This is a genomic window from Allobaculum sp. Allo2, from assembly GCF_022701175.1.
Classification (GTDB): domain Bacteria; phylum Bacillota_I; class Bacilli_A; order Erysipelotrichales; family Erysipelotrichaceae; genus Allobaculum; species Allobaculum fili.
Genome location: NZ_CP078088.1, coordinates 2,054,051 through 2,073,891, shown reverse-complemented (window position 1 = coordinate 2,073,891; position 19,841 = coordinate 2,054,051). Strand labels below are relative to the sequence as shown.

19 protein-coding genes and 4 pseudogenes are annotated in these 19,841 nt (G+C 52.0%); 8 read left to right on the top strand and 15 right to left on the bottom strand.

The window, feature by feature from the left end; genetic code table 11:
• Window positions 1–58 precede the first annotated feature (58 nt).
• From KWG61_RS16445 to KWG61_RS11715, 9 genes and pseudogenes are all read right to left on the bottom strand, one after another.
• Window positions 59–412 (bottom strand): NPCBM/NEW2 domain-containing protein, encoded by a 354-nt coding sequence (locus KWG61_RS16445; RefSeq protein ID WP_256460881.1) that lies wholly within the window; start codon window positions 410–412, stop codon window positions 59–61.
• Window positions 346–5,088 carry a right-handed parallel beta-helix repeat-containing protein gene (locus KWG61_RS11745; RefSeq protein WP_256460684.1) on the bottom strand — a complete coding sequence of 1,581 codons (4,743 nt, stop codon included), beginning with the start codon at window positions 5,086–5,088 and terminating at the stop codon, window positions 346–348. Before KWG61_RS11745 ends, KWG61_RS16445 begins: the two co-directional genes overlap by 67 nt.
• Window positions 4,982–5,236, bottom strand: coding sequence for a glycoside hydrolase family 55 protein (locus KWG61_RS11740; RefSeq protein WP_242743903.1), 255 nt, complete (start codon window positions 5,234–5,236; stop codon window positions 4,982–4,984). Before KWG61_RS11740 ends, KWG61_RS11745 begins: the two co-directional genes overlap by 107 nt.
• 528 nt (window positions 5,237–5,764) lie before the next feature.
• Complete coding sequence (locus KWG61_RS11735) at window positions 5,765–7,159, bottom strand: Calx-beta domain-containing protein (RefSeq protein WP_242743901.1); 1,395 nt, start codon at window positions 7,157–7,159, stop codon at window positions 5,765–5,767.
• Window positions 7,156–8,427, bottom strand: coding sequence for an alpha-L-fucosidase (locus tag KWG61_RS11730; RefSeq protein WP_256460880.1), 1,272 nt, complete (start codon window positions 8,425–8,427; stop codon window positions 7,156–7,158). The genes KWG61_RS11735 and KWG61_RS11730 overlap by 4 nt, the downstream gene beginning before the upstream one ends.
• A 235-nt stretch (window positions 8,428–8,662) precedes the next feature.
• Window positions 8,663–8,788: a hypothetical protein gene (locus KWG61_RS16440; RefSeq protein ID WP_256460683.1), complete on the bottom strand. Its 126-nt coding sequence runs from the start codon at window positions 8,786–8,788 to the stop codon at window positions 8,663–8,665.
• 453 nt (window positions 8,789–9,241) lie between these two features.
• Window positions 9,242–9,703, bottom strand: a pseudogene (locus tag KWG61_RS11725) (DDE-type integrase/transposase/recombinase); the annotation flags it as partial.
• A complete protein-coding gene (locus KWG61_RS17685; RefSeq protein WP_367614290.1) occupies window positions 9,604–10,086 on the bottom strand; it encodes an IS3 family transposase in 483 nt (160 codons plus the stop codon). The gene KWG61_RS17685 and the pseudogene KWG61_RS11725, both read right to left, overlap by 100 nt.
• Before the next feature lie 10 nt (window positions 10,087–10,096).
• Entirely contained in the window at window positions 10,097–10,534 is a 438-nt protein-coding gene (locus tag KWG61_RS11715; protein WP_242743897.1) for an HTH domain-containing protein, read from the bottom strand.
• 687 nt (window positions 10,535–11,221) lie between these two features.
• Here KWG61_RS11715 and KWG61_RS11710 point away from each other — a divergent pair.
• The 4 genes and pseudogenes from KWG61_RS11710 to KWG61_RS11700 all read left to right on the top strand — a co-directional run bounded on the left by KWG61_RS11710 (window position 11,222) and on the right by KWG61_RS11700 (window position 13,359).
• Entirely contained in the window at window positions 11,222–11,509 is a 288-nt protein-coding gene (locus KWG61_RS11710) for a hypothetical protein (protein ID WP_242743894.1), read from the top strand.
• A gap of 217 nt (window positions 11,510–11,726) precedes the next feature.
• Window positions 11,727–12,448: pseudogene (locus tag KWG61_RS17680) on the top strand (aminopeptidase).
• Window positions 12,346–12,930, top strand: coding sequence for an aminopeptidase (locus KWG61_RS16430; RefSeq protein WP_367614378.1), 585 nt, complete (start codon window positions 12,346–12,348; stop codon window positions 12,928–12,930). The pseudogene KWG61_RS17680 and the gene KWG61_RS16430 overlap by 103 nt, the downstream one beginning before the upstream one ends.
• Before the next feature lie 57 nt (window positions 12,931–12,987).
• Entirely contained in the window at window positions 12,988–13,359 is a 372-nt protein-coding gene (locus tag KWG61_RS11700; protein ID WP_242743891.1) for a hypothetical protein, read from the top strand.
• Here the strand turns inward: KWG61_RS11700 and KWG61_RS11695 are convergent.
• Entirely contained in the window at window positions 13,325–13,516 is a 192-nt protein-coding gene (locus KWG61_RS11695; RefSeq protein WP_242743888.1) for a hypothetical protein, read from the bottom strand. The two genes, KWG61_RS11700 and KWG61_RS11695, sit on opposite strands and share 35 nt — an antisense overlap.
• Here KWG61_RS11695 and KWG61_RS11690 point away from each other — a divergent pair.
• Both KWG61_RS11690 and KWG61_RS11685 read left to right on the top strand, forming a co-directional pair.
• Entirely contained in the window at window positions 13,509–13,883 is a 375-nt protein-coding gene (locus KWG61_RS11690) for a hypothetical protein (protein WP_242743885.1), read from the top strand. The genes KWG61_RS11695 and KWG61_RS11690 overlap by 8 nt on opposite strands.
• On the top strand, window positions 13,880–14,773 hold the full coding sequence (locus KWG61_RS11685; protein WP_242743883.1) for a DUF2812 domain-containing protein: 894 nt from the start codon (window positions 13,880–13,882) through the stop codon (window positions 14,771–14,773). The genes KWG61_RS11690 and KWG61_RS11685 overlap by 4 nt, the downstream gene beginning before the upstream one ends.
• 167 nt (window positions 14,774–14,940) lie before the next feature.
• Here KWG61_RS11685 and KWG61_RS11680 read toward each other — a convergent pair whose 3' ends face one another.
• Window positions 14,941–15,447, bottom strand: a complete 507-nt coding sequence (locus KWG61_RS11680) for a C-GCAxxG-C-C family (seleno)protein (RefSeq protein WP_242743880.1) — start codon at window positions 15,445–15,447, stop codon at window positions 14,941–14,943.
• A gap of 304 nt (window positions 15,448–15,751) precedes the next feature.
• Between KWG61_RS11680 and KWG61_RS11675 the strand changes: the two genes are divergently transcribed.
• Window positions 15,752–16,354, top strand: a complete 603-nt coding sequence (locus KWG61_RS11675) for a hypothetical protein (RefSeq protein ID WP_242743878.1) — start codon at window positions 15,752–15,754, stop codon at window positions 16,352–16,354.
• Window positions 16,355–16,476: 122 nt separating this feature from the next.
• Here the strand turns inward: KWG61_RS11675 and KWG61_RS11670 are convergent, their stop codons facing one another.
• Window positions 16,477–16,947 (bottom strand): winged helix-turn-helix transcriptional regulator, encoded by a 471-nt coding sequence (locus tag KWG61_RS11670; protein WP_242743876.1) that lies wholly within the window; start codon window positions 16,945–16,947, stop codon window positions 16,477–16,479.
• 287 nt (window positions 16,948–17,234) lie between these two features.
• Here KWG61_RS11670 and KWG61_RS11665 point away from each other — a divergent pair, with 287 nt between their 5' ends.
• Window positions 17,235–17,435 (top strand): hypothetical protein, encoded by a 201-nt coding sequence (locus tag KWG61_RS11665; protein ID WP_242743875.1) that lies wholly within the window; start codon window positions 17,235–17,237, stop codon window positions 17,433–17,435.
• A gap of 21 nt (window positions 17,436–17,456) precedes the next feature.
• Here KWG61_RS11665 and KWG61_RS11660 read toward each other — a convergent pair whose 3' ends face one another.
• The 3 genes and pseudogenes from KWG61_RS11660 to KWG61_RS16420 all read right to left on the bottom strand — a co-directional run bounded on the left by KWG61_RS11660 (window position 17,457) and on the right by KWG61_RS16420 (window position 19,827).
• Window positions 17,457–17,678 carry an MATE family efflux transporter gene (locus tag KWG61_RS11660; protein ID WP_242745685.1) on the bottom strand — a complete coding sequence of 74 codons (222 nt, stop codon included), beginning with the start codon at window positions 17,676–17,678 and terminating at the stop codon, window positions 17,457–17,459.
• Window positions 17,678–18,453: pseudogene (locus KWG61_RS11655) on the bottom strand (MATE family efflux transporter). Before KWG61_RS11655 ends, KWG61_RS11660 begins: the two are co-directional and overlap by 1 nt.
• Before the next feature lie 334 nt (window positions 18,454–18,787).
• Window positions 18,788–19,827 (bottom strand): annotated as a pseudogene (locus KWG61_RS16420) (3-deoxy-7-phosphoheptulonate synthase).
• Window positions 19,828–19,841: the final 14 nt, after the last annotated feature.

Below are 19,841 nucleotides of genomic sequence, written 5' to 3'. Positions count from 1 at the left end.
CGGATGGCTGCGGCCGCATTGTCGATCTGCAGCTGGGTTACGGTGTTCTGGGCATTGCTCAGTACATCTTTTTCAGCGCGGATCCGGTTTCAATTGCGGTGATCCAGGCGGCTTTCTTCGCCGCGTCGACCGAATCGAGGCGAACGTTTGGAAAGGTTTCGATTTCTGCGGTGAGCATAGTGAGATCGAGGTTCGTTGCCTGCATCTGCGGCATGGTCATTTCGAGCTTGCAGTCCGCAAAGTCCGCGTGACCGTCCCAGTTGTTGGACGGCTGCGTGGCATTGAGTGTGATCTGGGTAACGCCATCGAGCGGTACGCTGAATTCTTTAAGCGGTGTGGTACCGGTCATGGAACCCGAATTGAAGGCTTCCTTCGAGCCGGTAAGAATCTTAAAGGTGATATTGGCGTAAATCGAATTGTGCTTCGTGTAGTCGACGCCGACGGCTCCCTGAGTGCGGAATACGTATTGGCCGGGATACTGAAGATGATGTTTGTGTTGACGTGCGATCCGATGCCTTTTTCGTATTTTCTGCCGTTCTGCTCTTCATCGCAAAGGGTAATGGCAGCTCCGCTTGAAGCCTTGTCCTTTTGAATCGTGTCGTAGCCGACGGTCGAATTTTCGGACCAGGTCAGATCGGACAGATAGGCGGCCATTTCAAAGTCCATCGTTGAAGAATGACTTTCGGTTCCGTCTTTGGAAAGCACGAACACTTTGACCTGATGGCTGTTTTCAAAGAGAGAAACGTTCAGACTTGCTGATCCGGTACCGATTATACGGCTTACTCCGTCATCGAGAATGACGGTCGCATCGGGATCCATCGCCTGCGCACGGACTTCAAAGTTCGATTTGGAAATCGTCTGGGCATACGTTTCGGCCATTGGATCAGAGACGGTTTTGCCGTCCACGCTCAGCGCGTACAGATCGGCGTTAGCGGGATCGGCGGCGTACAGTGTATACCTTTCCACGGCTCTGGAAATGCCGTCAGCGGCAAGCACTTTGACGATCAGCTCATTGACGCCCGGCTTGATCTCGCCAAGCAGCGAATGACCCTGCGCATCGAAGGCGAGTTCTTTTCCGTTGAGATACGCCTGACGGCCTGCGCCCATATACGCGGCGCTCAGTACCGCTGTGCTTTCATCGGAAACGACATTCGGTTCTTCTTTGGAAAGAACGGCATCGCCCAGTTTCACGGACGTTACCTGTGCAGTCGTATCGGGTGCGTAAAGAATATGAACAAGTTTCTTGTCCAGGTTGATGCCGTCTTCGGCATGGCTGGCCACGATAAAGGAGTTCATGCCGGTTTTGAGCGTAACGCTGGCCGAGAGAGTTTGGCCCGCTTGTGCCGTTGCGAGCGCAGCCGGATTGAGGGCGCTGTACAGCGAAAGGGAAGCTGTATCGTCGCTTGCAGCCGAGATCGTCATCGTATTGGACCCTGTCCAGGTCATGACGCTGTTGGCGCTGAAGGCTTCATCATTGACCTTCAGATCCTTAATGGCACAGCGGCTGTCTTTGGCCTGTTCAATGTTCAGCGTTACCGGCGTAGAACCATCCGCATTGGCAATTGTCCACTCGGTTTTGCCGGAGAGACTGAGAACGGCCGAAGCGGTCGTCTGTGCTGTACCATCCAGTTTCCATCCGGAAGCGGCGCCTTCGACGCGGATTTCGGCTTTTTCGCCGATGGCCGGAAGCGCAATCGATGCCGAATCCGGAGCAGTGCCCGAAGCGGTCCAGACGGTTTGACCATTGACCTGAATGGAGCGGATGGAAGAGGAAGCCGGCGTCGTAACGGAACATTCGGCTGTCGCTTTCGGCTCTGCGGGAATGCCCCAGGCCGACGTCAGGTAAACGGTCGCAGTAAGTTTGCCAGGCTGTGCAGGCGTATACGTCGTACTGTCGCAGAGCGTTTGCGAGAGAATCTTGCCTTCGTCGTTTTTGAGCGTCCAGAGAACCTGCGCGCTGCTCTGTCCGCCATCCGGATTGGTCGCGTCATAGCTTACGCTTACTGGACTGCCGGCTTCTGCAGTTTCTGCCGAAAGCTGTACGTTAGAAAGAACAGGTGTCGCGGCATTTCCATGTTCAAAGGAAACGGAGGTCTCCTCATTCAGATCGCTGAGAGTTGTTGTATTGGCTTTGAAGCGGAAGTCCTTGAAAGTAACAGTTTTGCCGCGGGGATTTGTATGCCAGCCCGCAAAGCCGATGCGTACGCTTTTGCCCGTTAACATCGTAGCGGAAAGATCGCGAACGGAAGTGTACGTCTTGCCGTCTGCGCTCCAGTACGTGTGTACAGTGTTTCCTTCCTTGACAAAAGCCAGCCAGGCATCGGAAAGGGCGTTCTGTGCGGCATTGTCTCCAAGCTCGGTTGCGCTGCCGCCGGTTTCCGAGACGGTCGCAATGCCGTCGTAATGGGACTTCTTGCCAAGCGAGAGGTAGTTGTCCGCGTCACCAAAGACGAGGAAGCTTGCGGTATCCCACTGTCCGCTTTCCCGAATCGGAAGACCGGTGACATGAACGGAAGTTGCAAAATTTTCCGTGTCTGCGGGGATATCGTAAAGAATCAGGTTTTTAACCGAGTTGTTTTCCTCATACAAGTCGCCCTTTTCGAGTGCGATCGTCGCTTCGGTTTCGTTCAAAGTGAGATTCGTATTCGAATTCGTTACGGAGATGCCCGGAGTAAGGGAGGCGGATTTTCCGGTGTTTACCAGAACGATGCGCGAATCCGAACCGGAAGCGCTGGAGGCGATGACTTTGTAAATGCCGCTCTGGGCGTTAAGCTCGCCTGCGCTTGTGATCGAGGCCTGATCCGTGGCAGTTCCATCGAGTGCCGTAACCGACCAGGTGACGGTTTCGCCTTCCGGTGTCTTAGCCGTAAAGTTCGATGCAGCGCCGACTACGGTGTTGTCCTTCTGATCGATCGTGACGGCAGAACCGGTCGTGCTTTCCGAAATTGTCACTTCGATCGGATCGGAATAGAGCAGCGAATGATCCCATTTTGTCCAGGCGTATACCTGAGTCGTACCAGCGGATACGCCGGTGATGTTTCCAGAATCATCCACGGAAGCGATCGCGGGATCGGCGGACAGATAATGAATGGCGCCTGCAGAAGCTGAAGCTGCTCCGGGTTTGGACGTCGTCAGCGTAACCGCATCGTTGGTAATGTGAATCTGATCTTCCGGGGTGTTGTCGCGATAGGCGTACAGTTTCTGGCCGTTGTCGTACGTATTCGAGTCGATGACTACGTTTTTCGACTTGGCGAACTCGTACATGTTTTCCGTATTGCCCGTGCGGGAAGATCCGCTAAGCGTGACGGATGACTGCGTGCTGGCTCCGGCAGCAAGACGGATGTGCTTGCTGAGGTCGCCGATTGTGAAGGCAAGATCCGGGTTGGTTCGCAAAATCGTGTTGTTTCGAATCGTCAGATTTTCAACGCTTTCGGCTTTCACGACGGTATCGGAATCCATGTGGAACGTATTGCCTTCGATCGTGATGTTTTTATGAATTGGATTTTCATAGCCCGGCAGTCCGCCGTTTTTGGTTACCGGATGAATATAGATTGCGGAACGGTATTCCCAGCCGCGTTCGCCGGAATCCTTAATGTAGAACGTGTTGTTTCGAATGGTCATGTCGCGGATCGGACCGGATTCATACCACTGATCGGAGTCGTTGGACAGGAAGATCGTAGCCATCGACGTGTTGTAGAACGTGTTGTTTTCGATCAGCGTTTTCTTGCGCGTCGTGCACAAAATGGCACGGGCTGCCAGGTCGCGGAACGTATTGTTTCGGATCGTGACTTCCGGGGTGTACGTAATGTTTTCCGCAACGTATTTCGGTTCGGATCCGATCTTATCGGTCAGATAGGAAGGCAGTTCTTCATCAAATTCAATGACCATCGTCTTGAGATCGTTGCCGTCTTCGCCTGGATTGGAGATGACGTTTTTAACGGTATAGACCGTTTCGTTATCCGCCGACTGAAGCAGGTCGCGAGAGAAGAATTGAACCTGGTCGCCGACATGAAACTGCGGAAAGCCGCCCTGCTGGGCATGAATGTACTTGAGCTGGAGCCTGTGGTCGTCCAGTTTCTGCTCAACGCGGGTGAAGGTTCCGTGAATGTTGATCGGATCATCGTGCAAAGCCGCAAACCGGCAGTTTTCAATGACGAGCTTGCCGGCGGCACCGGAAGCGTGAATGCCGTCCGCGTAGCTCGCGACGATATGACCGGAATTGGCTCTGGGTTCCATGGAACATTCATAGAAATAGACGTCTTTGGCCATCTGGAGCAGCCAGCCAAACCCGTGCATGTAATGGACATGCACTTTGCGCGCGGTAACGTTTTCGGATTCCCAGATCAGGGCACCGGCGGTTTCACGAACCGCAGCGGAGTTGAACTGCAGGGTCATGCCGACTTTCTGCATGGACGGACGGGAAGAGTTATAGACGAATTTCAGAATGGTTCCGTCGGTTCCTTCCACCGGCGTAATCGAGGTTACGTTATTGAACGGGTTTTCGGCATTCGTGCCAAAGCGGCGGGTAAATTCGCCAGTCGCGTCGGTCGCGGAAATCGCGTACGTATTTTCGTGAATGCCGGTTTTCGTCCAGTACGTCTTTCCGGTATAGGGAGAGGGTTCGCTCGTCCAGCGGAACGTGGTTCCGTCGATCTGATACGGGAAGCACTTGGGAACGTAAAATTCCGTGACATCCTTGCCGTTTTCGCTGTACATGCGCGAAACGGTCATTTCGGATGTGGTTGGTACCGCAAAATCCCAGGAGAAGTCATGCAGGGTAATGTTTTTGGAATGAGTGACCGCAAGAGCCATCATGTTGCCGTGCATCATGAAAAGCGATCCGTTGCCCTCGAGAGTCAGATCCTGCTGATCTTCAATGAGAATGCCGATTGTCTTGGTCGGATAGTCGGTGGAACTCGTATTGGACGTGTGAATTTCACGTGTCGCCGCAAAGTCCCTGTAAATCTGGTATTCGCCCTTTTCAAAGGAAACCGTAACCGGCTTTCCGGACGTTTCCCGCAGTTCTTTGCGGCGGCAAGTGCTTTTGAATCGCCTGCGTCGAGTCTTTCGTACCGGTTGGATCCGCACCAAAATCGGAAGCGTGAATGACCTGCGCTTCATCGCTGTCGTTGGCGTAAAGCGGGAGGATCAGGCTTTCACTTAACGGCAGCACCGTACTGGCGGCTACAGAGCTCAATAACCCGAGCGAAAGCATCAGGCGTCCTGGTCGTTTCATAAGTTTTTCCTTTCTTTTCTTTGCAGGCAAAAAACAGCCTGCTTTTTCATTTTTCTCTTTTTGCCGGCTGGATACAGCCGACGATCGTTTACGCTGATTTGCGCAGCGTCTGTATTTTGGCAGGCTAGACTGACTCTTGAAAAAGCAGAAAAGCCAGTGCAGCATCTGAATGTTCATTGAGCGTGAACGGTTTTTCCTTGAAACTATGGATATGTAGGCCCGAATGTGAACCGTGTCAAGCTGGGGAGAAGAGACTTTCTTTTTGCCCGAAAAGAAGCCGCTTGTGCGGGGAAACAAACTGTATTTTCATACAAACGCTTACATTTCCTATTCATCTTCTATGGTTTTTGGCGGTTCGTCAAACCAATTTTTAAGACGAATGCTTAAAAAGGCGAGTGCCGCTGATGCCCAAAAGAGAGCAGGAAAGAAAGAAAAGCGCCCGGAATTGGACGCTTTTCCAAGAGTTCAAAGGGGATTTGTATCTCTGGATTTCCTGCAGGGCAGATCGGAAAGGCGATCGCCTGGAAATCAGTGCAGAGAGGCAAGAAGCGTTTCGTCGGGAAGCAGACGAACTTCAAGCCATGCCTGGTTGAGTGCTTTGGCGGCCTGATTAATTTCTTCCTGACTGTTCGGATTATCAAATACGGCTTCAGCGCTGGTCAGCTGGGCATTCAGTGCCTGCACGGCTTCGCCTTCGCCAAACGCGGATGTATCTTCCGGGATCGCGTCGATTGTGGTTTTCAGAACGGTTTTGTCGAGGAGGATCTCTGGCGCTGTGATATCGAATTTATCCATCTGCGGAGCCTTGTTTGGCCCAGCTGCAATTTTCAGAACGCCGGCGCCTGGTTTGAGGACGGTCAGCGTAAAAGTTTTCGTATGGGTCGCGCTTGGGCTATCCGCACCGGCCGTAACGGAACCGGATGCGATTTTTCCACTAGCTTCCGACCAGGCGATTGCGTTGGCGTTCGCGCCGGAACGATAGGAAAGCGTAAAGGTGTAGTCGCCCGTCTGCTCGGCCACGTACGGAATTTCGATGTAGTCGTTTTCGTTGCAGGAGTCGACGTATTTTCCGTTGCTTGCCCAGTCGGCCTGCGCAACGTTCAGCTTCCACTGCTCATCCGCTGCGCCGGTGTTGGTAAGAATGGCGTGTTCGGCTTCGAGCGTGGCCTGCTTGCCGTTGGTCGGGAAGACGAACGGATTGGCTTCGGTATAGTTTTCAAAGTTCGATTCGGTATCGAGAATGGTAATCGCGGCTTTGGAGTTGAAGCCGAGAATCATGTCGGGATCGGCACTCGTCAGTTCAACGCTGAACTGCAGGTTTCCGGTCTTATTCGTGTTGCGGCGGGTAACCACGGTAACGTTCTTTTCCATTTCATCCTGCGCAAAGTGCACCTGATGAATCAGTTCGGTGTTGAAGTCATCCTGGATGGCGGTACCCGGGTTTGGCGAGAAGGTCACATCGACTGGAGCCGTTCCGCCTGTGCGGACGAGCTTAACCTGAAGCGTTTCGTTTTCGCCCATCGTATAGGCAGCCTGTTCGATGCCGACCATGCCCTTGTTTTCGTTGTTGATCGAATAGAAGGCTTCGATGCCAGTCGCGCTCGTTTTCGGCGTGATTTTTACGGTGTGCGTGCCGGGTTCTAACGTATCGGTTTCAAAAAGAATCTGGCCGACTTTACGCGGAGACTTGGACATGTTGATCGTAACGGCGGGCTTTCCGTCTACTTCGACATCGGCGGTTCCATGTCCGGGATCGAGGGTGCCGACGATGCAGCCTTTGGTTCCGGTGAACGTCCAGGTCATTGTGGCGCCGCTGCCGGCGTTGACCCATTTGTTCGTGTTGTTCGTATACTGCATGCCGGTTTCGGCGTTCCAGCTGCCAGTAGTCGTTACGCTTGGGCTGGTGACATCCGTCACGATCATGCCGGTCGGAGCGCCTCCGTTTTTTCCATGTCTTCGTTGAGCTTATAGGCACCGATTTCACTGAGAACCGGAGTTTTTCCATCGGGCGTCGAAACGGTGATTTTCAGTTTCTGCGTACGAAAGGGCGTGGAGCGGATCAGGCGTTTTGGACCGACGGTTACGCCGGATTCGAGCGTGTTCCAGTCACCGCTGGCGTTCTGGTATTCCACCTCATAGTGATTGATGCGCTGGCCGTACTGAATGGCTTCTTCCAGGCTGACGCAGTCCATCTCGCGGGTTTCGCCAAAATCGATCAGCAAGGTACCCGATGATGTACCGTCACAGGTCGACCAGACACTCTGATCGTCTTCATCGACAAGCAGATCCGGAGAATAGCTGGTCGAATTGCCGCGGACATTGTCGGCTTTTAACGTTACGCCCTCGGCCTGCATCAGGTTGTTGTCGAAGGAATCGCGGATCATCTGGCCAAATTCCAGCGTGCGCGTGTTAATGGCTTCATCGAGCGCGCCCTTGTCGTTCAACGGAATGTTCAGCAGCAGGGTAGCGCCATGACCGACGGAGCCGAAATACATATTGGAAAGATCGGCAAGGCTCTTTGGCGTTTTCTTGGAGTTGCCCCAGAACCAGCCGGAGGTAATGCGCGCGTCGGCTTCCGGAACGGCCCACTGGTTGCCGTTTTCAAAACCGAGAGAATAGCCGCCGCTCTTGTTGTCGCTCATCGTGTTGTGCTCGCGGTCGACATTGACTTTGGACCAGGTATCCTGGCCGGCGTAGCCGTTTTCGTTGCCGATCCAGCGTACGGTCGTATAGGATTCCGCCCCAAAGAGCATACAGTCGGCGTCAAAGCCGGCTTCCACGCCTTCGTTTTTCTGGATGGTCGCAAACCAGCGCTGAAAATCGTATTCCTGCGCGTTGGCGCCAGATCCTTTGGCGCCGTCCATCCACACTTCGACGAAGTGGCCGTTGTTTCCATATTTATCGCTGCCCAGAATTTCTTCGAGCTGATTGTTGTAGTAGTCGTTGTAGTCGAGGACGTCGTTTTCTTCCGTGGTCGGATTGCCGTTGGCGTCCTTATAGCCGTAGCTGGGATCGTGAATGTCCCATGGCGAGAGGTACAGACCCATATCGAGGTCGTATTTCGTGCAGGCAGCCGACAGGTCGGCGAGCACATCGCCCTGTCCGTTTTTGTAGCCGGCTGTCGCGCAGTTATAGGTTGAATAGGCGGTGTTCCAGATGCAGAAGCCGTCATGGTGCTTCGCGGTGACGATCAGCTTTTAAAGCCGGCGTCCTTGAGCGTTTTTACAAAGTTATCCGCATCGACATCACGGTCCAGGCGGAAAATATCCGACGGCGCGCGATTGCCGTAGCTTTCGCCCCATTCAATTTCATTGAACGTATTGGGTCCAAAGTGGCAGAAGGCAGCCAGTTCATCTTTCTGATAGCGGAACTGGTTGGCGTTGGGAAGTACATCGTCTTTAGCGGGTGCAGCCGTTTCGGTATCGCTCAGATTTGCGGATCCGATCCAGGTTTCTTCATCGCCCGCAGCCAGCAGCTGGAAAGGGAGCAGAGCAGACTGGCCGAGGAAGCCGCCGCAAGCATCCAGGCGGTACAGCGTTTCGAAAATTTCATAAGCATCATTCCTTTTTCTCAGTCAGAGGGAGTGTGCTTTCTCATTTGCCCGAAGGAAGAAGACCCGGCAAATGCGTGCCCGGCAGACCAAATGCTTCTTCGTGGAGAAAGCGCTTTCCAGTTTAAGCTTACCATGAAGTGTACCCCATGTCAAGGACACGATAATTAGAGAGAACCCTTTGTTCGGACACGTTATCCCTATTATCTGTTTGTCTGTTGTTTGAGCAGGATTTGTGAACAAATCCGATGAAGCGATGCGCTCAGAGTTTTTCTGAAGCGCTCCTTTACAGAGGGTTGCCCCTGGTACACTGCTGAGCCTTCAGCTGAATGGTGAACCATTCACTTTTCTGCTGAAGGCGGCTTTTGTGGGTCCAGGGGCAACGGCCCTGCTGTCAAGGACGGTCCCGCAGGGACCGAGTGGAAGAAAAATTCTGCGCGCCCCTTAAATCCCATTCACTCTGAAAGAGGATATCGGCCGGTTGTTACGTATTTGTAGAACTCATCTGGTGACAGCTTCGCCAGATCCCACTGATACCGCTCTTCATTGTAGTAGCGGATCTGCTCGTCCAGCAGCGAACAGATCTCCTGGAAAGTCCGGCACTTCTTCAGATCATCACGGATCTCGTCCTTCATATGGCCGAAGAAGCTTTCCTGAGGAGCGTTGTCCCAGCAGTTTCCTCTGCGTGACATCGACTGGCGCAGTTTCTTCTGACGGAGCAGTTCCCGAAACCCGACACTTGTGTAGTGACACCCCTGATCTGAGTGCACAATCACATCTGTTTCCAGCTCGTCTCCGTGATTCTCCACCAGCTGCTTTACTGTCTCCAGAACAAAGTCAACCTTGAGATTGTCGCTGACTCTGTAAGCCAGGACCTGTTTGGTGCAGGCATCAAGAATCGTTGAAAGATAGGCAAACTTCCCTGGTAAGGGATGTAAGTAATATCAGTCAGCAGGATCGTTCTGGGCCCGTGCTCTTCGAATTCCCGACGGACAAGGTTCTCACTGACATTGTCCGTACGCAGCGCCTTCGCCATACGGCGGTAAGGATTCGCTTTACGTATCGGACATTCCAGGTTGAACTTCCTCATGAGCCTCCGGATCTTTTTCATGTTGAACCTGATACTGGGGCTTTGATGGAGAAGGATCATCTGGATCTGTCTGGCACCGGCATGGCCGCGCGCTTTCCGGAAAGCCTGCCGAATCAGTTCGAAATCTGCTCTGTCCCGGGCTTCTCTTTGTTCACGGCTTTCTGTCTGAGCACACCAGCTGTAGTAACCTGAACGACTGACACCGTTCATTGCACACAGCTCAGTCACAGTCAGGACATTTTCCGGATCCATAATGACATCCTGAATCAGCGCGTATTTTGAAGCAGGCCTGTTCATCATGAGCGACCTGGCTTCCTCGAGTTCGCCAGTGCAATAATTTTTTTAGCGTATCGAGCTCTTTGCGCAATGCCCGGACTTCGCCTTCCAGTCTGGCTAATTCATCTCCTTTATCACCGGTCTTTTTCTGGCTCTGGGAGATGAGATAGGCAGTGTTGGACATTCTGCTCTCCCCGATGATTGCCGGATCATATCCGAGCTTCACAAAGATCTCCCGTGGAAGGCAGCCCTGGTTGTAAAGGCGAAGGAACTCGGCCTTGAATTCGTCAGTGAATTTGAGCGTGGTTGGAAAGACAGCCTTTGTGTATGGATTGGCTGCCAGAGCTGACATCTGTTCTTCGCTGAAGCGATTTCTGTTCATAATGGTCTCCTTTGGGGATTTCCGTCACGAACAGTATGCGGGCTGAAAGTGATCAGCGAAAGAACGTCGATTAGAAAGTGTCCGCAATTAGGGAACAGATCAAAACGATCGTCCAGTAGTTGGGGTCGCTGCTAATCGGGTGTCCTTGGAATAGGTTGACTCTAAAAAATTGTCCACTTTCTGGGGTACAGTTTACCATCTGCCAGGAGCACGGTCTTTGTGAAAATATATCTTCTCTTTGTGATTTTAAGTCCTTTATAAAGCAATAAAACATGCGGAAATGATAATAAAAACAATGTACAAATTATTTTTCAGAAAACTCTTACATTTTTAAAAACTGTTTTCGAAAAACCGATTCTGAAATAATGAAGGAAAGAGATTTTATGCAACAGCCGCTCCCGCCCGGGCATCCAACCGAGGGAGACACGTCGTGACAGTATATATATGGATGAGAACTTCAAACTATGGATGAGAACTTCAAACGAAAAAGTGATTTTTAAAGAAAACGCCCAGATCTGGCTTTCGATGTCCAAGCCCGCCAGAAGGTATGTCTTACGGCAGGAGCAAGCACAGTTTCTGCGGCGAGTAATCCATACGACTGTATGCAGGCAAGGAGGAAGGGTATGAATTTTGCAGACTGGATTGTAATTCTGATTCTGGTCATTCTGGCGATTGCCGGATTCAGGAATGCAAAAAAGACCGGACTGTACTGGCGACTGCATGAACTGCAAATCGTCCTGCTCGCCGCACGACGAAAAAACGCCGGCTTTTGTGGACCGCTACTACAGGCGGCAGGCCGCAAAAGGAAAGAAAGCGGGACGATCGGATTCATATACAGATGCCCGGCTTTCAAATAAGCGGACTGTTTCCAGAGCGCAGGCTATGCAGGCGCTGGCCAAAGATTCCACCGAGAGCGAGAGCGCGCCTGAGGGCGCATCGAAGCCGGCAGGCGATTTGGACAGAAATCTGCAGTAAGTCAGTATCTGTCCGCATACGCCTCAAACCGAAAAGTTTCGAGACGACCCGGTTTCGGGTTCGAAGCCGGATCGGTAACGATGAGAAATAGAAATACGATACATATAGAAAATATGAAAGAAAAACACGGAAAAGGAGCAGGGGATATGAGTGATCCAAAACGAAAACCAATCCAGGCAAACGGGAAGAGCAGCTGAACCGTCTGGCTAATGCCGCTGTGCATGCGGGCGTGAAAGTTCAGCCGGGACAGCTGGTCATCATCCGCGCGGAAACGGAAATGCGCGATCTGGTCCATGCCATCTCCCGAAAAGCCTGGAACGCCGGTGCCGGCGATGTGCAGGTGTTCTGGAGCGATGAAGAATTAAGCCGTCAGTTTTACACGCACGCCAAAGACGATGTTCTGGAAACCATTCCGGAATGGATGAGCGTTCGCTACGAAGAAGCGGCGCGAAAAGGTGCGTGCTTCATTGCGCTCGACGGCGATGATCCGGACGGATTCAAGGATGTAGATCCGCGCAAAATGACCCGCCGTTCGCTGGCGATGCGAAAGAAAACGCAGCTCTATCGTTCCGGCATTGACGAAGGAAAAATCGCCTGGACTGTTATTCCCTGCGCGACGAAAGCCTGGGCGAAAAAGTCTATCCCGAATGCGACGAAGAAGAAGCGGTGAATCGTCTGTGGGACGATCTGATGTCCATTTGCCGGATTGAAGACGACGGACGCGAAGCGTGGGAAACCCATACAGCCAGTCTCGAGAGAAAAGCTGCGCGCCTTAACGAAAGAGGCTATAAAAATTTCACTACACCTCTTCGAACGGGACCGATCTCTGGGTCGATCTGGTCGATGGCTCGATTTTTGTCGGCGGGGATACGAAACTCGCCAGCGGGCTGTCCATCAGCTGCAACATTCCGACTGAAGAAATCTTTTCGACCCCGCTGAAAACCGGCGTCAACGGTACGCTGGAAGCCGTGATGCCGCTCAACTGGAACGGCATGCGCATCGACGGTTTCGGCTTTACGTTTCAGGACGGCAAAGTTATCGATTTCCATGCCAGAGAAGGATACGAGAGTCTGAAAGCCCTGCTGGAAAGCGACCCGAACGGCAAATACTTAGGCGAAATCGCGATTGTCGATAAAACTTCGCCGATCCGTCAGAAAAACCGGATTTACTACAATACACTGCTCGATGAAAATGCCGCCTGCCATTTTGCCTTTGGTCAGTCGTACATGGAAACATTGCCCGCACTCGAGGGTGCATCTTGTGAAGAACTGGAAGCGCACGGCATGAATCAGTCGGATATTCACGTTGATTTCATGGTCGGAGCCGAAGATCTGCACATTACCGGGGTACGCGCGGATGGAACAGAAGAGGATGTGTTTGTCAACGGCCGCTTTTCGCCGTCGTTTGACCGTATTGCTTAATTATGGTTAGAATGGAACGAAAGGCTCAGGGTTCATCCTGAGAACAAGGTGATGAGCATGTCCGAAGAACAGAACAAAATCGAAGAAACCGTTTCTGAATCCGCAGCTGCAGAAAACGCAGAACCCTCCACTTTGCAGGATGAAAACACGACGGCTTCCTCGAATACGGCATCACAGCCGGAAGAATTTGTCATTCATTCCACAATCGTAAAAGAAACCGCTATGGAAGAAGAGCCGGCCGAATCCGCCAAAGAAACGGAAAAGAACGCGGCGCCGGAAGACGATGGGATTTTTTCCGATCTGCTTCGCGATGCCCCGATTTCTTCTTTGAATATTGAAGAACCTGAATTTGGAACGTTCGATGTCAACGCGGCTTTAGAAGAAGCGCGTACGATTACGAAAAAGCCAAAGAAAAAGGCAGCCGCTTAGGCAAGCGTCTGCGCCAGACGTTTGGGGCCTCCAAACCGGAAGATGAAAGTACCCCGAAGGAAAAACCGGAAGAAAAGCCAGCGGAAGAAGCCAAACCAAAAATCGAAGAAACACCCGCTGAAACGCCGGTAAAAGAAGAAATTTTACCGATGTTCATGCCGGAATCTTCTTCGCGCAAGGAAAGCACGGCTGCAGCCCGTCAGGCGAGCACCGAAAGCTTTTATTCGAATCTCGAAAGCATGGAAGATCTGATTTCAAACGATCCCCATAAAGCCAAGCCGGGCGACGGACTGAATCCGGAAGTGGAAAAAGAGCTTAGCTTTGAAGAACTCGTCAATTCCAATGAGCTGTTTGGCAATGAGAAAAAGCCGACCAGCTTCAGTGAACTGCTCCATTCCGGCTTTGGACAGCCGGAAACGGAAATCGCGGAAGAAGACATTCTGGTTCATACCGAAAAGGATAAAAACAGCGAAGCCGAACTCGCAAAACCGCCGCTGCCGATCCTGCGGATGCGCCGGTTGTGATCGGCCGTACCCACTCCATGCCTTCCCTGACCGATCAGGTCCGGGAGATGGAAGAGCAGAAAAAGGCGGAAAAAGAGCGAAAAGCCAAAGAACGTGCTGCCGCAGCCGCCAAACGGGAAGCCGAGCGCAAGCGTAAAGAGGAAGAAGACAACGCTGTTTACGATCCAAAGGCATCGCTAGTCGATGACTACCGCTACGACGAATACCTCGATAAGAAGCGCTTCCTGCTTTCCGACTACAAGAAAACCGAAGAATACCTCAACACCCAGTCCCGTCAGGGCTTCCACTACGTTCACCATGAAGGCAAGAAGTTCTACTTTATCAAAGGCAAACCGCACGATTTCTATTACAAGATTCTCTACTTTGCCAAGGAACCTTCCGATGAATACTGGGATTCTCTGGAAGAAGAAGGCTGGAAAGAAATCGATACGTCTCCAAGCCGCAACAAGCGCGACGCGGGCTGGTACGTTGTCCGCAATGAACGCAAGGACGGCGACCTGACAAAAGTCATTGAAAACGAAGCCGAGAAATATCGCTATTTCACGAAATTTTCCTCGTCCTGCCGCTCGACTATGTTCCTGCTCTTTGTGGTTATGGTCTGCTCGGCGGTATCCCTGTTCTTCCAGTGGTGGTTCAAGGGATTCAAGGCCGTCATGATCGCTTCGGCGGTCCTGTTTGTCATCGCGCTCTGGGTATTCCTGGTGTATGCACGACTTCTCAATAAGTCGCGCAAACAGGCATCCCTGCTGGCCGCAAGACTGCGTCTGGCGGAAAACGATCCAAAGTATAAAGCCATGCTTCATGCCAAGGATACCGACGAAGAACTCGAAGAAGCCTGGGATGCCATCGACGCCAGAGAAGACGACGAAGACGATGAGGATGACAAGTAATCCAAATTGGATGTATTAAATTCGACAATTAACACAAAGACCTCTTTTCTGCTTACGTGTCTGCGCACGTGAGCGAAAGAGGTCTTTTTCAGTACTGGGCAGTCGCAGATCCTTTCTTTATTGCGGATCGCGTTTCGATTCGGACAGAGGAAAGGGAACGCAGCGGGCTATTCGCTTTTCAGTTCGGCCGGCAGCTGCAGAACGCCTTTTTCCTGAAGCTCGGCAACCGTCTGTTCCATGACCTGAGCGGCCAGAGTCACCGTCTTGAGACAGCGCTCTTCTTTGGAATGATGAAGCATTTTGCATTTGGCACACTGCGTATCGCCGACATGATTTTTAAAGTTTCGAACGAGGGCTGCCTGACTGGCGCGCAGCGGTTCGCAAAGATGCGCCTTGTCTTCAACGAGAAGGCAGGAAAGCGCGGCGTTGCAGGCGCACAGCGCGCCGCATACGTTGCCGGTATACAGACCGGAACCAAAGCCGGACATGAGAATGGATGCCTGCTTTCTGGGCAGACCAAGCTGGTAAACTTCATCGCAGGCCAGAATCAGCGTTTCGGCACAGTTGGTGTTTTCGCAGAGATAAATGCGGCGAACGGTTTCTTCAAGGGAGGGTAATGACATATGCAATATGCCGCACGCAGACGCAAATGCGGCTTTTCCTTTCTTTTTCACATCGCGTTTTTCATCGACATTCCTCTGAAAAACTCTTCAGGAAAGCCGAGAATGCAAATTTTCTGGTTTGCCAGGCGATGTATTGGAAGTATACCGGATTCAGGTGCTTTTGATCCAATCCTGTCCATATGGACGCAAATTCGTCCGGTTTCTTTGCGCCGGATGCTTTAGCCGTTAGAATCACTGAAGTGTTCCTTTCGGATGCAGAGATGAGGAACAGAGAAAAGAGAGGAAGTATGAATTCAAAACCGATGAAGGAAGAAATGGACAGTCTTGCGGGGAACTTCTTGATCAGGAAGTTCTGATGGTCCTGCCAAAGCGGGTCATCCATCAGGAAAGCCCGCTTCCTGATGACTGGAATGTGGACTGGATCGATCAAAGCGCGATCCTGAAAAACGGAGAAGAAATCATCGCCGAAGCCCGGCTGACGGACGCCGATGACTTTGGCTTTCTGCGCCCGGCGATCTGCTTTGAAATGAGCGGGGAAAAAGAAGACGTGATGAAGGCGTTCGAATCGCTGATCAGCCGGCTTGCACTCGACTATGAGAAAACGCCATCCCGCAATCCGCTTTACATTAAGCTGAGTGCCCAGGATCTGGAACTGATCGCGAAGGCGAGCCGGATGGGCTTTATTTCCTATTTTGGGAGTGGAAACAGGCCGATCCGGATGAATCGGAAGCGCTGTGGATCCAGATCACCGAAGATCTGCGCCGCCGTTTTCCTGGATAATCCCAAATCGACGCAGAAAGAAATGGACGCTGTCTTTGTCTGCCCAGACAAGAGCAGCTTTTTCTGCGCGAACGATTTGAGGAGAGTCGGTGAAAAGTACCAGACAGAAAGAAACCCGGCACCTTCAGGAAGCTGCCGGGTCTGTATTGGTTCTGTAAAGGAAAAACAAACGAGCTAAGCCCGAAAAGTACAGGCTGCGCACAGATTGAACAAAGAAATGTCCGATACTGGGGCGTCCCCAAGATGGAATGCGGAACAATTATTCGTCCGAATCGGACTTGATCGTATCCAGAAGACGTTTCATTTCGCTCTGGAAAGTAAGGGTATAGGCATGAATCGAATCGAGCATGGCTCTGGCCTGCTCTGGATCGAGCGAGGCAAAGGCATTGGTCTCCGCCTGATGAATGCCTGCCAGTACCGGATGGAATTTTTCCGGCCCGCTTGAGTCAGTTTGACGCCTTTGGCTTTCTGGGAGCCGGGAATCGGTACGAAGTCAATCCATCCTTTTCGGTTCATTTTGGACAGCGCGGAATTCAGAGTCTGGACCGGGATGTGAATGCGTCTGGCGATGTCGGCCTGACATAAAGGAGGATCGGCATCGAACACCTCGAGCAGAACCCACAGCTCATTTTCCGTAATCTGAAGCGTTTTGGCAGCCGTAAGGTACGTAGCCCAGTTGTCCGATTCAAGATCGACAAGTTCGTTATACAGCTCCGGCGCACAGCGTCCGTTTTTCGCTGGGATACTGCTGCGCTTTTTCGTATCATCCATGACTCATTTCCTCGCTTAGGACCAGATTTGGCAGTTACATTCGATGCCGTCTTCCGGATCAGGCAGGAAGCGGAATTTTTCAAACTTCGATTGTCTGGCATCATATCGGTCTGGTCTTCTTCCAGTTTACCATTGTCGCGGGAGCCCAAAACGAGCGGCGTCTCCAGCCGGATGCGTTTTAGATCGCATGGGCGTTGGGCTCCATCGGGCCGGATTTCTGTTCATGCGAGAAATAGCCGTATTTCTTACGGCAAAGGCAGAGCAGAAGAAATGCGGTAAGCATCGCCATGGCTTCGGCACACGGCATGGAAAACCAGATGCCGTCGACACCCCAGACGGCTGTGAAAATCAGAATGAAACCGACCTGGAACACCAGCGAGCGTACGACGGAAATGATGGCCGAAACCGGACCGTCATTGAGCGCGGTAAAGAAGCCGGATCCAAAATCGAAAAGCTGGAAAACAGGAACACAGGCGAGAAGATGTTAAACGCCTGAATCGTAAGGGCCATCAGTTCGGGATCGTAACCCGCAAAAGACGGGCAAGCGGGGCAGCCAGCAGTTCGGTGGAAAGAAACATGCCCACAGATCCCACGGCCACAATCCACAGCGATTTACGGGTAAGGCTGGCGAGCTCCTGCTTATCGCCCCGTCCATACTGACAGGAGACGAGCGGCGCGCAGCCGACGGTATAGCCCATGGAAACGGCCATGAAAATCATCGATACGTACATCACGTTCCATACACCGCTACGCCGTCTTCACCGGCAAACCGCATAAGCTGATAGTTGTACAAAATGGAAATCAGAGAAGACGCGCAATTGGAAAACAGCTCGGAAATTCCATTCAAAGCCGCCTGTCCAAATTCCTTAAGGCGAATGCGGCTGGCCGTAAAGTAAAGAACTTTGTCCTCTTTCAAACGAAACGGTTTTTTCGCGGGAGAAAGAAAGCAGAGGATTGAAAGCGCAGCGCAGAGCAGCTGTCCAAGGGCAGTGGCGATCGCTGCACCAGGAGCACCCCAGCCCAGAACGCCCACAAAAAGAACGTCCTGCACAATGTTGAGCATGCCTCCCGCAAACGTGACCGCGAATCCGGCCTGCGGAATTCCGGCGGTTACGAAGATGCTCTGAAAGTACATCTGAATCATGTAGAGCGGAAGAGAAAGCTGAAGAATGGATCCGTACTGCAAAGCGTAAGGCATCATCTGTTCGCTGCAGTCCATCCATTCCAGCAATGGCCGCAAAAGACCAAGCCAAGAACGGACAGGATCATTCCGAGAATCACCGTGGCTGTGAGCAGACTCGTCATCTGCTTTCTGGCTTTTTGGGGATTCTGTTCGCCGAGCGTCTTGCCGACCAGGACGGAAGAACCGGCGCCCATCATAAAGTCGAAACTGGCGAGAATCATGAGAACCGGCATGATGAAATTGACTGCCGCAAAAGCGGTTTTGCCGGCAACGCTGGATAGGAAATAGCCGTCTACGACGCCATAGATCGATGTGAAAACCATGACAAGAATCGTGGGAAGCGTGAAGCGCAGCAGCTTTGGAATCGAATAGTGCTGCGCAAGCGTGTTCGTCATATAAACCTCCTAAAATTTATCCGAAATCGGACAAAATAGAATATATCCGATATCGGATAAAATGTTAAGGCAGAGGGATCTTCCAAAATTTCACATAGTCTTTCTGAAGCGCGAAAATCCGCTGCGGCAGGTGAAGACAGCGTTTCTTTGCTTCTGCGTTTATTCGATCTGCTCAATCAGGCGAAGACGAAAAAACGCCGGAAATTGGCAAATTTCCGGCGCGATTTTTGTTTGGCAGGCAGAATGCCTGGAAAACATCGGCTTAGTATTCTTTGGTTTTGGCGTAAATATCGAGGATCAGACGCTTTGTATCTTCCCAGCCCAGGCACGGGTCGGTAATGCTCTGACCGCGCACATAGTTTTCGCAGATGTCCTGACGGCCTTCAATGAGATAGGATTCGATCATGACGCCTTTAACAAGCTTGCGGATTTCTGGATGATACTTGCGGTTGTGCATGACGTCCATGACGATGCGGATCTGCTCCTTGTATTTCTTATCGGAGTTGGAATGGTTCGCGTCCACGATGACCGCCGGGTTGGCGAGACCGGCTTTCTTGTACAGATCGCTGACGATTTTCAGGTCTTCGTAATGGTAGTTCGGGATGGTCTTGCCGTACTTGTCGACGCCGCCGCGCAAAATGACGTGGGCGAGGGATTGCCGTCGGTCTGTACGTCATAGCCGCGGTAAATGAAGCGATGAGGATGCTGGGCAGCCGTGACGGAGTTCATCATGACGGAAAAGTCGCCGGATGTCGGGTTTTTCATACCGACCGGAATGTCGATGCCGCTGGCGACGAGACGATGCTGCTGGTTTTCGACCGAACGGGCACCGACCGCTTCGTAGGACAGAATATCGTCCAGAAAGGAACGGTTTTCCGGGTACAGCATTTCATCCGCTGTGGAAAGGCCGGTTTCTTCAATGACACGCAGATGCATGCGGCGAATGGCTTTCAGACCTTCAAGCAGGTCGGGCTGTGCGTTTGGATCCGGCTGGTGGAGCATGCCTTTATAGCCGTCTCCAGTCGTTCTTGGCTTATTGGTGTAGACACGCGGAATGATCATCAGACGGTCTTTAACAATTTCGTTCAGACCGGCGAGCTTGTGGCAGTATTCGAGAACGCTGTCTTCATTATCCGCGGAGCAGGGACCGACGATGACGATAAAGCGATCGTCCTTGCCGGTGAAAATGTCCGCAATTTCCTTATCTCTCTGGGCTTTGATGGCTTTGGCTTTGTCCGACATCGGGATTTCTTCTTTGAGAAGGTCGGGATCGGGCAGCTGATGATTAATATGAATCGACATACGTATTGATTTCC

Bases quoted from the DNA above. Each gene is read 5' to 3' on its own strand.
- KWG61_RS11740 (WP_242743903.1), bottom strand. From the start codon at position 5,236: ATGAAACGACCAGGACGCCTGATGCTTTCGCTCGGGTTATTGAGCTCT.
- KWG61_RS11735 (WP_242743901.1), bottom strand. From the start codon at position 7,159: ATGATCGTGACGGATGTCACCAGCCCAAGCGTAACGACTACTGGCAGC.
- KWG61_RS16440 (WP_256460683.1), bottom strand. From the start codon at position 8,788: ATGAAATTTTCGAAACGCTGTACCGCCTGGATGCTTGCGGCGGCTTCC.
- KWG61_RS17685 (WP_367614290.1), bottom strand. From the start codon at position 10,086: ATGAACGGTGTCAGTCGTTCAGGTTACTACAGCTGGTGTGCTCAGACA.
- KWG61_RS11715 (WP_242743897.1), bottom strand. From the start codon at position 10,534: ATGAACAGAAATCGCTTCAGCGAAGAACAGATGTCAGCTCTGGCAGCC.
- KWG61_RS11710 (WP_242743894.1), top strand. From the start codon at position 11,222: ATGCAAAAAAGACCGGACTGTACTGGCGACTGCATGAACTGCAAATCG.
- KWG61_RS11700 (WP_242743891.1), top strand. From the start codon at position 12,988: ATGTCCGAAGAACAGAACAAAATCGAAGAAACCGTTTCTGAATCCGCA.
- KWG61_RS11690 (WP_242743885.1), top strand. From the start codon at position 13,509: ATGTTCATGCCGGAATCTTCTTCGCGCAAGGAAAGCACGGCTGCAGCC.
- KWG61_RS11695 (WP_242743888.1), bottom strand. From the start codon at position 13,516: ATGAACATCGGTAAAATTTCTTCTTTTACCGGCGTTTCAGCGGGTGTT.
- KWG61_RS11675 (WP_242743878.1), top strand. From the start codon at position 15,752: ATGGTCCTGCCAAAGCGGGTCATCCATCAGGAAAGCCCGCTTCCTGAT.
- KWG61_RS11670 (WP_242743876.1), bottom strand. From the start codon at position 16,947: ATGGATGATACGAAAAAGCGCAGCAGTATCCCAGCGAAAAACGGACGC.
- KWG61_RS11665 (WP_242743875.1), top strand. From the start codon at position 17,235: ATGGCTTCGGCACACGGCATGGAAAACCAGATGCCGTCGACACCCCAG.
- KWG61_RS11660 (WP_242745685.1), bottom strand. From the start codon at position 17,678: ATGTACGTATCGATGATTTTCATGGCCGTTTCCATGGGCTATACCGTC.